At 30.9% G+C, this 14,366-nt stretch carries 16 protein-coding genes and 1 tRNA gene; 13 read left to right on the top strand and 4 right to left on the bottom strand.

All coding sequences use genetic code 11. The annotated features are described in order from the left end of the window. Nucleotides 1-83: 83 nt before the first annotated feature. Nucleotides 84-1,067: a hypothetical protein gene (locus M890_RS0114590; protein ID WP_036597720.1), complete on the bottom strand. Its 984-nt coding sequence runs from the start codon at nt 1,065-1,067 to the stop codon at nt 84-86. A gap of 64 nt (nt 1,068-1,131) precedes the next feature. Beyond that, complete coding sequence (locus tag M890_RS0114595) at nt 1,132-1,629, bottom strand: hypothetical protein (RefSeq protein WP_028284226.1); 498 nt, start codon at nt 1,627-1,629, stop codon at nt 1,132-1,134. Nucleotides 1,630-1,770: 141 nt separating this feature from the next. On the opposite strand from M890_RS0114595, the gene M890_RS0114600 reads away from it, so the two are divergent. The 10 genes from M890_RS0114600 to M890_RS0114645 all read left to right on the top strand — a co-directional run bounded on the left by M890_RS0114600 (nt 1,771) and on the right by M890_RS0114645 (nt 8,478). Further along, nucleotides 1,771-2,352: a sigma-70 family RNA polymerase sigma factor gene (locus tag M890_RS0114600; RefSeq protein ID WP_028284227.1), complete on the top strand. Its 582-nt coding sequence runs from the start codon at nt 1,771-1,773 to the stop codon at nt 2,350-2,352. Nucleotides 2,353-2,356: 4 nt separating this feature from the next. Beyond that, entirely contained in the window at nt 2,357-3,112 is a 756-nt protein-coding gene (locus tag M890_RS0114605) for a tetratricopeptide repeat protein (protein ID WP_028284228.1), read from the top strand. 78 nt (nt 3,113-3,190) lie between these two features. Then, nucleotides 3,191-3,958: a TatD family hydrolase gene (locus M890_RS0114610; RefSeq protein ID WP_028284229.1), complete on the top strand. Its 768-nt coding sequence runs from the start codon at nt 3,191-3,193 to the stop codon at nt 3,956-3,958. 6 nt (nt 3,959-3,964) lie between these two features. Continuing rightward, nucleotides 3,965-4,996, top strand: coding sequence for an asparaginase (locus M890_RS0114615; protein ID WP_028284230.1), 1,032 nt, complete (start codon nt 3,965-3,967; stop codon nt 4,994-4,996). Between the two features lie 69 nt (nt 4,997-5,065). Continuing rightward, nucleotides 5,066-5,153 (top strand) — tRNA-Ser (locus tag M890_RS0114620). A gap of 145 nt (nt 5,154-5,298) precedes the next feature. After that, entirely contained in the window at nt 5,299-6,078 is a 780-nt protein-coding gene (locus M890_RS0114625; protein WP_028284231.1) for a MotA/TolQ/ExbB proton channel family protein, read from the top strand. Nucleotides 6,079-6,112: 34 nt separating this feature from the next. Beyond that, nucleotides 6,113-6,556: a hypothetical protein gene (locus tag M890_RS0114630; protein WP_028284232.1), complete on the top strand. Its 444-nt coding sequence runs from the start codon at nt 6,113-6,115 to the stop codon at nt 6,554-6,556. Between the two features lie 2 nt (nt 6,557-6,558). Next, nucleotides 6,559-7,167: an ExbD/TolR family protein gene (locus M890_RS0114635; protein WP_028284233.1), complete on the top strand. Its 609-nt coding sequence runs from the start codon at nt 6,559-6,561 to the stop codon at nt 7,165-7,167. 10 nt (nt 7,168-7,177) lie between these two features. Next, the gene (locus tag M890_RS0114640) at nt 7,178-7,648 is read left to right on the top strand and encodes an ExbD/TolR family protein (RefSeq protein ID WP_028284234.1); all 471 of its coding nucleotides are present in this window, start codon (nt 7,178-7,180) and stop codon (nt 7,646-7,648) included. Between the two features lie 137 nt (nt 7,649-7,785). Then, a complete protein-coding gene (locus tag M890_RS0114645; protein ID WP_028284235.1) occupies nt 7,786-8,478 on the top strand; it encodes a porin family protein in 693 nt (230 codons plus the stop codon). Here M890_RS0114645 and M890_RS0114650 read toward each other — a convergent pair. Beyond that, nucleotides 8,473-9,096, bottom strand: coding sequence for a hypothetical protein (locus M890_RS0114650; protein ID WP_028284236.1), 624 nt, complete (start codon nt 9,094-9,096; stop codon nt 8,473-8,475). The genes M890_RS0114645 and M890_RS0114650 overlap by 6 nt on opposite strands. Nucleotides 9,097-9,362: 266 nt before the next feature. On the opposite strand from M890_RS0114650, the gene M890_RS0114655 reads away from it, so the two are divergent. The 3 genes from M890_RS0114655 (at nt 9,363) to M890_RS0114665 (ending at nt 12,729) form a co-directional block, all read left to right on the top strand. Next, nucleotides 9,363-11,336 (top strand): AHH domain-containing protein, encoded by a 1,974-nt coding sequence (locus M890_RS0114655; protein ID WP_028284237.1) that lies wholly within the window; start codon nt 9,363-9,365, stop codon nt 11,334-11,336. A 20-nt stretch (nt 11,337-11,356) separates the two neighbouring features. Continuing rightward, on the top strand, nt 11,357-12,244 hold the full coding sequence (locus M890_RS0114660) for a DUF1963 domain-containing protein (protein WP_028284238.1): 888 nt from the start codon (nt 11,357-11,359) through the stop codon (nt 12,242-12,244). 95 nt (nt 12,245-12,339) lie between these two features. After that, entirely contained in the window at nt 12,340-12,729 is a 390-nt protein-coding gene (locus M890_RS0114665; RefSeq protein ID WP_028284239.1) for a hypothetical protein, read from the top strand. 56 nt (nt 12,730-12,785) lie between these two features. On the opposite strand, the gene rpoN is transcribed toward M890_RS0114665, so the two are convergent. Beyond that, entirely contained in the window at nt 12,786-14,246 is a 1,461-nt protein-coding gene (rpoN, locus tag M890_RS0114670; protein WP_028284240.1) for an RNA polymerase factor sigma-54, read from the bottom strand. Nucleotides 14,247-14,366 lie beyond the last annotated feature (120 nt).

The following is a 14,366-nucleotide window of genomic DNA, read 5'->3' on the forward strand; positions in this document are numbered from 1 at the left end:
CAATGGGCTATTACAATAGATGTTTAAATATAAAAAGTCAGAAAAATTAATTTCTGACTTTTAAGTTTAAGTAGGCTAATGGTTTATGGTAAACCATTTATTAAAGCGGTTAAGGTTGCTTCTGTTCCTGTTGTTGTGTCATCCATAGTAAACGTTATAATATCATTTGCTACTATTGTCACTGGTTTGATTGCATATCTCCAAATACCATTGTCTTCTGTTACAAAAATTACGTGACACTCTAACCCAATTGGTATTTGTCCATAATGCTCGCTAAATAAGTTTAATGTTCCGTCATAAGTATCCAAAGCAGCTAAACCTGAATCTTCTCCATTATAAGATAAATACACAGCGCTATTAGTAAAGTTGTATCCAATTGGTGCTTGAACTTGTATTAATGTTTTTGGTCTTGGGTCGCTATAAAAACGATCTACGTTAGACCATCCAAAACCTTGTAATAATCCGTAATATTCGCTTCCTTCTACAAAAACACCACCTTGACCAGTAGCATCCTCTACCTCGTCCCAAGTTAAATTGTCTTCTGCATCAATTTCGCCTTCCCAAAGTGACATTAATGGATCTGCTCCTCCTGTTAAACTAGCAGGAATAATAAGTTGTAAACCACAGGTTGTATCTAATGCGCTACCATTTTGTGTGGCTTCAATAAAAAACTCGCCTCCAGATATTAGTAAGGTTTTATCACCATTTGGTAGTGTTCCCATAGTAGGCTTGTTAGATGTAAGCATGTTGCCTTTTTCAAACAACTCTACGTATTCTAATTGGACTTGTCCAGTAACAGGGTTACCGTTTAAGGTTAAGCAATTACCGTTAATATTGATTTGTACTCCATTGGCAGAAGTTAAAGTAATGTTTCCGTCGTCTGCATTAAAGCTAAAGTTTTGAGTCAGATTATCTAAGGCTATATCTTTAATGTTTTTAAATTCCTGTGCTGTGGCAATGTCAACAGCATTGTTAAAGTCATTGTCTCCATCGTCTTTAGTTTCGCAACTAGTTAGTAATGTTAAGGTCATTAATAGTGTTCCAAAAATTGTTTTTAAATTTTTCATGATTTTATAGTTTAAAGGTTTATATCGTTATATAAATAGTGTGTGTGTTTTGTTACCCTATTTATTATTCTTTTTTATTTCCGCTAGCAATTATTTTATGAGAAATTATATCTCCTTCTGCAACTAAGCGTATCATTTGGTTTGCATAAGCTTCAGAAGTAGCATAGCCTTTTGCGTGTCCTTTTTCGCTTTTTACTTCCCAAAAATATACACGACGTTCTGTTTTAAACACCTCACTTTTTAGGACAACATAATGTGTTATTTTTCTTTCTAATACAACTTCGTTTTGACCTACTAAGTTTGATCGCTTTTTGGCTTCAAATAGTGTTGTAGCAGTTCCGGAAAATGTTCCGTTAGTAGTAACAACTGTCCAGTCGTAAACTGTAATTAATTCGTCTTTAGTAAGCTTGATAGATGTCGTGCTATTAGGATTTGTGATTAAGTTTGTAGCATTTAGATTAATTAATCCTAGTACTAAAGTTGCAATAATTAAAATTGACTTTTTACTTACGTTAAATTTAGACTTGATAACGTGATTTTGATTTTTTTTTGAAAAGTTCATAATTTCTAAGTTTTAAAGTGTTTATTTTTTAGTTTGTGTATTTGGTCTAATTTGATTGTTACACCCTTATATCAAAACCATTTAAAATTTGTTACCCATGTTTTGCTAAGTTTTTTTAAATTCGTTGGAAACAAAGGGTTTATGAGTCAAAAAAAAATACATGAAGACCAGAAGTATGTGGATGGATTGGTAAACAACAATGCCTTTATAATTCAGGCTATATATGATAAGTTTGCGCCTAAAGTGATTAATTATATTAAACAAAATAGTGGTGATGCAGACAACGCACAGGATATTATCCAAGACACGATAATAACCATTTACAATCAAGGCAGTCAAAAAGGCTTGCAATTAACCTGTCCTTTTGATGCTTACTTTTTTTTACTTTGTAAACGTAAATGGCTTAATGTTTTAAAAAAAAGTAATAATAAAGAGGTAACAATAAACGAAGAAACCCTATCTAAGGATGACGACGCTTATCAACTATCATTTGAGACCTCTGTTTTTGAGGACAAGCAAAAATTGTTTAATCAGATGTTTCAAAAATTAGGAGATGCTTGTAAAGATTTACTACAAGCTACATTTAAAATAAAATCCATGGAAGAAGTAGCTAAAAGTCTTAATGTAAGTTATGCTTACGCAAGAAAGAAAAAATCCTTATGTATAGGACAGCTAACCAAGCTAGTTAAAGAGTCGCCAACTTTTAATCAACTTAATTATTAATAGTATGGAAGAGCAAGATTATATCCTTTTTGAAAACTATTTAGCTGGCGATTTGTCTGCAGATCAGATTCTAGATTTTGAAAACAGATTAAAAACAGATCAAAATTTTAAACAAGCCTTTACAATTTACAAACAACTATCAACAAATTTAGAGCACGAAATAGGCAACAAGAATAAAAACTCAGATTTTAAAGCTAATTTAGATGGCATTTCTCATAAATATTTTACAAAGCTAGAAGATCAAGAACACCCTATTGCAGTTAAAAAAAGCTTTAATTTTTATAAATTAGCAATAGCAGCAAGTATAGCTCTGGTAATGGGCTTTTTTGCCTACAATCAATTTTCTGGAGGCGCTAATTACTCGGACTTTAATACGCATGACACTATAGATTTTTCAGTAAGAGATGCAGAAGGTAATATTGGTCTATTAATAAAAACAACAAAAGCATTTAATAATAAAGATTACAAAAAAGCTAAAGCGTATTTGGAAGAATTGCTGCAGGACGATCCTGATAACGTCGAGTACAATTTTTATTATGCTATTACAAATATAGAATTAGATGAATTTGCTAAAGCAGAAACCATACTAGATGATATCTCACAAGGAAGCTCAGCCTATAACAACAAAGCAAAATGGTACTTAGCCTTAAGCAAGTTAAAGCAGGAAAAAGAAGCAGAATGTAAAACGATATTACTTACAATACCAAAAGATGCAGATGACTATAATCAAGCACTAAAATTATTAAATAAACTAGAATAATATACTACCTATATATAAGGACTTAAAATACTTATCTAAAAGTCATCAAATCCTTGATGACTTTTTTATTTTTGCGTCATGATAATTACAGACACACATACACATTTATATAGCGAAGCTTTTGATGACGATAGAGCAGACATGATGCAACGTACTTTAGAAGCTGGAGTTTCTAGATTGTTTATTCCAGCAATAGATAGTAGTTACACCGCAAGTATGTTACAGCTAGAAAAGGACTATCCAAAACATGTGTTTTTAATGATGGGTTTGCATCCAACACATGTCAAAGAAAATTATATAGATGAGATAGCACATGTAACAGAAATGCTAAACTCGCATAAATTTTACGCAGTAGGAGAGATTGGTATTGATTTATATTGGGATAAAACTACCTTAGCCATTCAGCAAGAGGCTTTTAGAAAACAAATTAAATTAGCAAAGCAACATAAGTTACCTATCGTTATCCATTGTCGCGAAGCATTTGATGAGATTTTCGAAATTTTAGAGGAAGAAAAGTCAGACGATTTATTTGGAATCTTTCATTGTTTTACTGGTACATTGGAACAAGCACATCAAGCTATATCTTATAACATGAAACTTGGAATTGGAGGTGTAGCAACCTTTAAAAACGGTAAGATAGATCAGTTCTTAAACCAAATAGATTTATCACACATTGTTTTAGAAACAGACGCACCTTATTTGGCGCCAAAACCGTTTAGAGGTAAGCGTAATGAAAGTAGCTATATAATAAAGGTTGTACAGAAGTTATCTGAAATTTACCAAGTATCTGAACAAAAAATTGCCGACATTACAACAGAGAACTCAAAAGCGGTTTTCGGTATCTAAAAACTTATGACTAAAACAATACCTAATATACTTCTTATTTACACTGGTGGAACTATTGGTATGATAAAAGATCCAGAAACAGGAGCCTTACGCGCTTTTGATTTTGCAAATTTATTAGACCGCATACCAGAGTTAAAATTGCTAGAATGTACCATAGAAACCTATTCTTTTGAAGAGCCTATAGATTCTAGTAATATGGAGCCTAAATATTGGGTTCAAATTGCTGAGGTTATCCAGCAAAACTATCAGCTTTTTGATGGATTTGTTGTGCTACATGGTAGCGATACCATGAGTTATACAGCGTCAGCTTTAAGTTTTATGTTAGAACATTTAGCTAAGCCTGTGATTTTTACAGGATCGCAGCTGCCAATAGGAGATTTGCGGACAGATGCTAAAGAAAATTTAATAACATCAATTCAAATTGCATCCTTACAATATTACAATAAACCTGTAATTAAAGAAGTAGGCTTGTATTTTGAGTATAAATTATACAGAGCTAATCGTACCACTAAAATTAATGCAGAACATTTTGAAGCATTCGCAAGTCTAAATTATCCAGATTTGGCAGAAAGCGGTGTGCACCTTAAAGTTAATAACGAGTATTTATTTAAACCTAACACTAGAAAAGATTTAGTAGTACATAAGGATTTAGACTCAAATATAGCATTGGTAAAACTGTTTCCAGGAATCTCTAGAAACCTTTTAGAAAGTATTTTTAAAACCGAAGGATTAAAAGGAATAATTTTGGAAACCTATGGCGCAGGAAACTGCACAACAAAAGATTGGTTTTTGCAGTTATTAAAGGAGACCATAAATAAAGGTATACCAATTATAAATGTAACACAATGTTCTGGAGGAAGTGTACTAATGGGACAATATGAAACTAGTGAGAAGCTTAAGAGAATTGGTTTAATATCAGGAAAAGATATAACCACAGAGGCAGCACTATGTAAATTAATGTATTTATTAGGAGAAAATATATCAGCTAACCTCTTCAAAACCATATATGAAACGTCTTTACGTGGAGAAATGTCTTAAAATTAACCCTCAAAATTTTAACGTTAAGATATTTTTTTGTTATTTGCCCACGTAATTAGTGATAATTACAGAGAGGTGGCCGAGTGGCTTAAGGCGCACGCTTGGAAAGCGTGTATGCGTTAATAGCGTATCGAGGGTTCGAATCCCTTCCTCTCTGCAAGATATTTCTATGTCTTGATAAAATATAAACGGGATAAAAGTAGTTTTGTATGATTTTACTTAGCTCTTTTTGTATTTTTTATTTTTAATTACATTTTTTTTATATCTTTAACACTTTAACTAATAAAATTAAGAACAACAAAATGAAAAGATTATTTTCTATCCTAGCCATAGCGTGTATCATGGCATTCGGAACTGCAAATGCAACTACTAACGCAGCAATGACGACTGCAACTACTGTAGTACTTACACAAGATGAACCAGATGCTGCTGCTGCAACTGCAGACGAAAACTTAACGTTCCACCAAGAACTTAAAAAACGTTTTATTGAAGGTGGACCAGGATTTATGGGGATTGTATTACTATGTTTAATTCTTGGTTTAGCAATTGCTATCGAGAGAATTATCTTTTTAAATTTATCTACAACTAACTCTAAAAAGTTAACTCAAGATGTAGAAGATGCACTTCAATCAGGTGGATTAGAAGCAGCTAAAGAAGTTTGTCGTAACACAAAAGGACCTGTTGCATCTATCTTTTACCAAGGTTTAGACAGAGCAGATGGAGACTTAGAGTCTGCTGAAAAAGCAGTTGTTGCTTACGGTGGAGTACAAATGGGACAATTAGAGAAAAACGTTTCTTGGATTTCTTTATTTATCGCTTTAGCACCAATGTTAGGGTTCATGGGAACTGTAATTGGTATGATCCAAGCATTTGATAAAATTGAAGCTGCAGGAGATATGCAACCATCATTAGTAGCAGGAGGTATTAAAGTAGCCTTATTAACTACTGTATTTGGACTTATTGTAGCAATTATATTACAAATTTTTTACAATTACATTATCGCTAAGATAGACAGTATTGTTAACGATATGGAAGACTCTTCTATTAACTTAATGGATATGTTATCTAAGTACAAGAAATAATTTACTCAATTACTAACTTTAAAAATTAAAGATTATGCACAAGATTTTAAAAATAGTTGCTTTAGTATTGAGTTTGGCTGGAATTGGTATATTAGTTAACATTATTGCAAAAGGAGATGAGGCTATTAAAGCAGCAGCTTTAGATGGTGATACTTCAATAGTAGATCCTATGGCAATTGTTGCTTATATTATTCTAGGATTAGTATTAGCTTTTGTAGTGTTTTTTGTACTAAAAAATCTATTTACAGGAGGAAAATCTCTTAAAAATACATTAGTAGGAGTGGGAGCATTCTTATTAGTATTAGTTATTGCTTATGCAGTATCTGGTGGAGATGTTAAAGAATACTTCTATAATGGGATAGTAGCTACTGAAGGAGAATCTAAAATGGTAGGAGCAGGATTAGTTGCTTTTTATATACTAATTTTAGCAGCTGCTGGAGCAATGTTATTCTCAGGTATTAAAAAACTAATAAAATAATTATGGCAAAAAGATCAGCACCAGAAGTTAATGCAGGCTCTATGGCTGACATTGCCTTCTTATTATTAATATTCTTCTTAGTTACTACAACTATTGAAGTGGACTCTGGTATTAGTTCTAAACTACCACCAGATATTCCGCCACCTGAAGTTAAAATTAAACAGAAAAACATTTTTACTGTTGAATTGAACAAAGACAACCAAATGTTGGTTGAAGAAGAATTAATGAAAATTAAAGACCTTAAAGCTGCAGCTATCAAGTTTATTGATAATGGAGCAGGAGAGGGAACTGAGGGAACTAAATGTGATTATTGTAACGGAGCAAAGGATCCAGCATCGTCTGACCATCCATCAAAAGCTATCGTTTCTATAACACATTCTAGAGCTACAGATTATGAAACATTTATCGTGGTTTATGATCAGTTAGTAAGTGCTTACACTGAGTTAAGAGAGCGTTTAGCACAAAGACTATACAACCGTTCTTTTAAAGAAATGGAAGCTAGTTACGACGACTCTAATTCACCTCAATTTAAAAGTGAAAAGCTAAAAGAGAAGATAGATAATATTAAGAACAAATATCCTAGAATCATCTCGAAAGCAGAACCTAAATAATTATTAAACTATGTCAAAATTTAAAAAAGGAGGCAGCAAAGAGTTGCCAGCTATTTCTACAGCATCTTTACCAGATATTGTATTCATGCTATTATTCTTTTTTATGGTCGCAACCGTAATGAGAGACAACAGTTTGAAAATTAAAAACAATTTGCCATCTGCTGCAGAGACTGAAAAATTAGGTCAAAAAAACTTAATAATGTTTATTTACGCTGGAAAGCCTAGCGATAGTTATAAAAACATGGGTGATGAAGCTAAAATTCAGTTAAACGATAAGTTTGCCGAACTTAAAGATATCGCACCTTTTATAGCTGCTGAAAGAGCTTCAAAGCGTGAAGCTGAAATACCACAATTAATCGCTGCTTTAAAAGTAGATAAAGAGACAAACATGGGTTTAGTGTCTGATATTGAACAAGCATTGCGTAAAACTGGTCAATTAAAAATTAATTACACTACAAAAAAAGGTAGTGGACTTAAATAAGTATTACTCTTAATTTTATAGCAAAAGGTGTTTTGAATTTCAAAACACCTTTTGTTTTTTATAATAATTTATATCTTTTATTTTATCTTAGATTTATCAATAGGATTATATCTTCTCAATTTCAATTAGCATAACAGATGAAATATTTTTTACTTCTTTTTATAATACCAATATTTAGCTCTGTAGTTGTTGCTCAGGATTCGTCTTTGTCATCCACAGTTATTGACTCGCTTTACAGAGAAGATCAGTTTTATTTAGGTATAACCTATAATTTATTAAGTAAAAAGCCTGAAGGTGTATCTCAAAATGGTTTTTCAAGTGGTGTGCATTTTGGGTTTATTAGAGATATGCCTATTAATAAAAGAAGAAACAAAGCTATTGGTTTGGGTTTAGGATTATCTGTTAATTCTTATAATCAAAACTTGTTAATTTCTCAGGATAGTAAAACTCTGGGTTTTTCTGTGTTGGATGGTGATACAGATTACACTAAAAACAAGTTTTACACCTATATCGTAGAAATGCCTTTACAATATAGATGGAGGACGTCTACAGCAACCGAATATAGTTTTTGGAGGATTTATACAGGATTAAAATTTGGCTATGTTATAACCAACGGAACAAAGTATTTAGGTGTTCCAAATAATATTAATTTAAAAAACACAGATGTATTAAACACACTGCAATATGGTTTAACCTTTTGTGCTGGATATAACACCTGGAATTTTTACCTTTATTATGGTTTAAATGATTTATTTGATAACGCTACAGTTAATCTTGAACCTATTGATATGACTGCTATTAAAGTAGGATTAATGTTTTATATTTTATAGCCAGTACTGTAGTAAAATAAGTTGTGGAGTAATGCCTATAAAAAGACCTATTATCAACTCTTTAGGAGTATGTGCTTTTAGGGATAATCTAGAGGACGCAACAGCTCCAGTTATTATAGCCATTAATGCCAATGAGCCATTTATATTTACACTAAAATGAATAGCAAAAGCTATGAAAAACATAAATACGCCTCCTGTTGCAATTATATGTATACTAGCTTTAAATTTTGCTATTGCGAAAATTAAGCATGTAATATTAGATATTAATATTCCAACAAAAAAGAAGTATAACTCTGGTATTTGATCTAATGGGAATACGCGTAATATTAGCAAACCAATTATAAGGCAGTTAATTAGTAAAGGATAGACACGCTCTTTAGTGGTCTTTAAATATATTGTTTCAGTCTTACCTAAAGTTTTTAATAAAAAATATACTAATATGGGTAATGCTATAGATAGTATAGAAAGCGAAATTAACTTGGCATGAACAATTTCTTCTGGAATAAATCTTGGTGATTTTTTAAAATAGAAATGTACTGCCAATAATGGCATTATTACAGGATGAAATATAAATGACAAACTTTTGATAATATATTTATTAAATTTTCCTAAGCTCATTTTTTTTATTTTATTCAAAAATAAAAAATATATTGTCTAAAAAACTTAAAGAGAAAACATTAAGTTTTGAATAAAATTTATCCAATTACGGTTTTAACCACACTGACAATGTGGCAAAACGTTGTTTTTACGATAATTTACATCTTTTCACTAAAAATAAATTTGCCTACTGTTTTTTTTTTTCTATTTGGTCACCAATTGATAATCAGTTATAAAAATCGCGCGATTAATATTTTTAAAACCATCAAATTTTTAACCTTAAAGAAATGAAAAAATCAACTCATTATTTACTCAAACTTTTAGTACTAACACTATTTTTAAATCTTACTAACTGCTCTAAAGACGAAGACTATCAAATTAATGACCAACAAGTAAAGTCTGAATCGAAAGTTTTAGTTAAAAAAATTAGCAGACAAGAAGTATATAGTAATCCTGTTTTAGCTAACAATTTATCAAAATATTGCGGAGAAAAAAGTAATAATCAAATTAAAGGAGAAGAGTATTCTAACGCTAATTCAAAAATTATTTATAATAGCGACTTAAATATAGCTATTAACGATCAAGTCGCTAATTTTTTACAAAGTACAGATGGGAGTTATCATTCTTATACATTTAACGTTATTAATTATAACGATTTAAGTGCTAAAAGTAATCTTTTATTATCATTACAACCCGATGGTAGTTACTTAGAGGTACTAATTAATTACGATTTATCAGACCAACAATTAGAAGCGTTTAATACTACAGGTTTACTGCCAGAAAACGTTGAAATTACATCGCAATTATTAGAAAACGGAACGTTTACAACTAGCTTATTTGCTAAAACGTTAGTATTAGGTACAGAATGTGGTGGTATAGAATATGGAAATGTTAATTCTTCTATTTGTACAGCAGGTGGCAACCATGTATGGACCCAAAGATTTGATTGTCAAGGATACCCTGGTCCAAATGGACCAACTCCAGGTTCAGATTACACAGTGTCCTTTGATTTGGATTGTCTAATTGAAAATGCGGGAAGTGATAGTACATTAGATAGCGATACCACATCAGAAGGTGAAAATCAAGAGCAAGAAGATAATGGAGGAGTTTTAGATGGTCCTAATAATTTAGATAACCCTAACGATGACGATAATGATGAGAACTACAATCCTGATGACATTAATAACCATGGTAATGAACAAAGTGTCCCTTTGTTTGATGGCTCATTACAATCAGTCTCTGGTCCTTTTACATCATTTTTAAGTGGTTTGTCACCAGAACTGCAGGATTTTATAAATAGTCCAAGTAACATTTTTATAAAAATAAATATTGGAGATTTTTTAACGGAAAATAATCATTCTGATGATTCTAAAGCTTTTTCTAATGAACTACTGGCAGTTATCAGTCAAGAAACAATTGTAGATTATAATGCATTAAATTTCATGCTTGATGCAAAAACTCAAAATAAAATTTATAATTCTTTTGATTATGCTTTTTTAAATTCTGTAAATCAATATATGTCTATTGACACTTCTGATGCAGAAATGACAGATCCCTTGACTTTATATTTTAAGATGAGATGTATTGCATTAAGAGCAGCACATCCTGATTGGTCTAACATCAAAATTTATTGGGAAGCATCTAAGGATTTGGTTCATTTTTCACTTGATACATTAGGTTTAATTCCATTTTTTGGCGAGCCCGCAGATATTATTAATGGTATTATCTATACTTTTGAAGGAGATGCTTTGAATGCTACTTTAAGTTATTCTGGTGCAGTGCCAATTGCAGGGTGGTTAAGTACAAGTGCAAAAATTTCTATAAAAGTACTTAATCAAACTACACAAGGTGTTATTGGGTTGGTCTTTAAAGTAAGTGATAGTGGTTTGATCTCCTTTGGGGATAGAAATATACTTAAACACGTAATTGGATCAGCTGGTACAGGATTACATGCACATCATATAATTCCTTGGGATTTTAGAAATCATGATTTAGTACAGAAAGCAGCAAATTCAGCTGGTGGTTTTAATATGAACGAAGCAATAAATGGCATACCTTTGCCTTCTGGTAGTCATTTAAATGGCCATCCTTCTTATAGTACCAAGGTTAATGATATTTTAGATAATATAAATGTTGATGGTATGGATAATGACGAAGCATACACTGTTTTAAGTAATTTCATTAATTATTTAGATAATTTGATAAATTCAAATCAATCATTAAATTTAGGTGAAGTATCAGAATTAATTAATTATCCTTAAAGGGTTTTTTTATAACGCATATGAACAATAATAAGAAAGAGGAATTAATTACATTCATTTTAAACTCAACAAACGAAATTAGTTTATCAGATAGAGAGAAACTTACTAAATTAATTCGTCCAGCAGTGGGAATGAAAACTCAATCAATTGATGATTCTAAAATAGAAATTGGTAAATCAAAGATTGGAGGTAAACCAGATTTACCAAAAAATTTTATTTGGCCTACATTTGAAAATAAGTCATTATTATTTTGTGCTCAATATAACTTATCAGAAATTCAGGTTTTTGAAGAAGATAATATTCTTCCTAACATAGGAATGTTTTATATATTCTTGAACATAAATGAAAAATGGAATCAGTTTAGCGTATTAGAGGAAGATTACCAATTTATCTATTCAGAATCTGATCAATTGTTTAGAGTAGATTATCCCAAAGACTATGGTGTCAATTGGAGCTTTAAAAGTGCAACGATATCATACTTTAAATATTATACGTTACCTCATGATGAAAACTATCACTTAATGACGTTTAATGAAAAAAATAAAGATTTCTATTTTCATTTTTATCAACCATTCAAAGAATTTATGGAAGAGGAATTATTTTCAGAGGTCAATAATCTTCATCAAATTCTTGGTTATGATAATTCAATACAAACTAGTGTAGTATATGATTTTGCAGCTAAAGAATTGAATCTTTACGCAAAAGGAGGTTCTGAATATCAAAAACGATGGGATGAAATTTTAAAATTATCGAAATCATATGAATTATTGTTACAATTAGATTGTGATGATAGCAATACTGATTTAAGAAAATTTGGTGGAAGTGGTATATTTTATTTTGGAATTAAACGTAATGATTTAAGGATTAAAAATTTTAAAAATATATGTATGTCATTTCAAATGACATAAAAGACTGAAACAAAAAATAAGATATAAAGGTTTTTCCTAACATGAACTTTAAGGAAATTGTTTGTAGAAAAAATATTGAACTAATTTATTAAAACATGAATATTTTACAAAAAACAGGACAAAAAAGGACAGTACTTATTTCAATAAGTATCGTGTTGGTCTCAATACACACTATTTATTTTTATCACTCATTAATGCCAGAGTTTGAAGTTAAAAAATTAATACAACAAGGTGTTAGATTTTTGTTAACTATAGGACTTTTAAGTATGATATACAAAGGTAAGAATTGGGCTAGAATACTAGGAGTTATGTTATTTGCAATTGCAGCTTTAACAGCTATTTATAGCATTTTTACTGTTAACACTTCATTAATTAATAAAACTCCATTTATGGTTATGAGTTTTGTTTATTCTGTTGCGATATATCATTTTTATTTTTCTAAGAGTTTTAAAGCCTTTGTTGAATTTCAGACACAAAATAAATAATAAAAAAAATACTTCTTTAACACAAAAAATCCAGTCATTTGACTGGATTTTTTTAATTATATTTTTTTACGCAACCTAGCAACTGGTATATCCAATTGCTCTCTATATTTAGCAACAGTACGACGTGCAATAGGATAGCCTTTTTCTTTTAAGATTTTAGCTAAAGCTTCATCTGTAAGCGGTTTCTTTTTGCTTTCTTCTTCAATGACAGTTTCTAATATTTTTTTAATCTCTCTAGTCGATACTTCTTCTCCTTGATCGTTAGTCATAGATTCAGAGAAAAATTCTTTTATCAACTTAGTTCCGTAAGGTGTATCTACGTATTTACTATTAGCAACACGTGATACTGTAGACACGTCCATCTCAATCTCATCTGCAATATCTTTTAATATCATTGGTTTAAGATTGCGCTCATCACCTGTTAAAAAATATTCTTTTTGATAATGCATGATGCTGCTCATAGTTACAAATAAAGTTTGTTGACGCTGTTTGATAGCATCAATAAACCACTTAGCTGCATCTAGTTTTTGTTTTATAAACATAACAGCATCTTTTTGCGACTTACTTTTATCTTTACTTTCTTTATAACCTTTCATCATGTTACTATATTCTCTAGAAACATGTAATTCTGGTGCATTACGACCATTTAAAGTAAGCTCTAACTCGCCATCAACAATTTTAATTGCAAAGTCAGGTACGACGTGTTCTACAATTCTGTTATTTCCAGCATAGGATCCTCCTGGCTTTGGATTTAAACGTTCAATTTCATGAATAGCATCCTTAAGTTGCAACTCTGAAATATCAAATTTTTGCATTAATTTTTTGTAATGCTTTTTTGTAAATTGATCAAAAGCGTTATCTATAATATCTGCTGCTAATACTATGTCAGGCTGTTTTTCTTTACGATGTAATTGGATGCTTAAACACTCTTGTAGGTTTCTAGCACCAACACCAGCTGGATCCAATTGATGAACAATCCTAAGTACTTTTTTTACTTTATCTTCATCAGTGTAGACGCTTTGTGTAAATGCTAAATCATCCACAATATCACTTAATTCTCTACGTATGTATCCACTTTCATCTACACTACCAACTAAAAATTCGGCAATATCTCTTTCGTCGTCTGATAGTCTGTACGTGTTTAATTGATTGATTAAATGTTGTGTAAACGATGTTCCTGCTGCATAAGGGACGCTTTTCTCTTCGTCATCTGCGCTATAATTATTAACACTTGTTCTATAATCAGGTACTTCGTCATCACTTAAATAATCATCTACATTAATATCACCAGTATCAATAGTTTCATTATCATTATAGTCGTCTTGAGAGTTGTCAAAGTCATCATCTAACTCGTCAGAATTATCTTCTTTACCACCTTCTAAAGCAGGGTTTTCTTCCAGCTCTTGCTTTAATCGCTGCTCAAATGCTTGCGTAGGCAATTGTATCAATTTCATTAATTGAATTTGTTGCGGAGACAACTTTTGCGATAATTTAAACTGTAGATATTGTTTAAGCATGATGTGTTTTAGAATTAGGATAAAAATAAAAAAAACAATCTACATTATTGATTTTAGTAGATTGTTTTAAGATATATTTTAGGTATAAATTTACGTTAGTGTACTACTATAGTAATTTTA

This window comes from Olleya marilimosa CAM030, assembly GCF_000518485.1.
In the GTDB taxonomy this organism is placed as follows: domain Bacteria; phylum Bacteroidota; class Bacteroidia; order Flavobacteriales; family Flavobacteriaceae; genus Olleya; species Olleya marilimosa.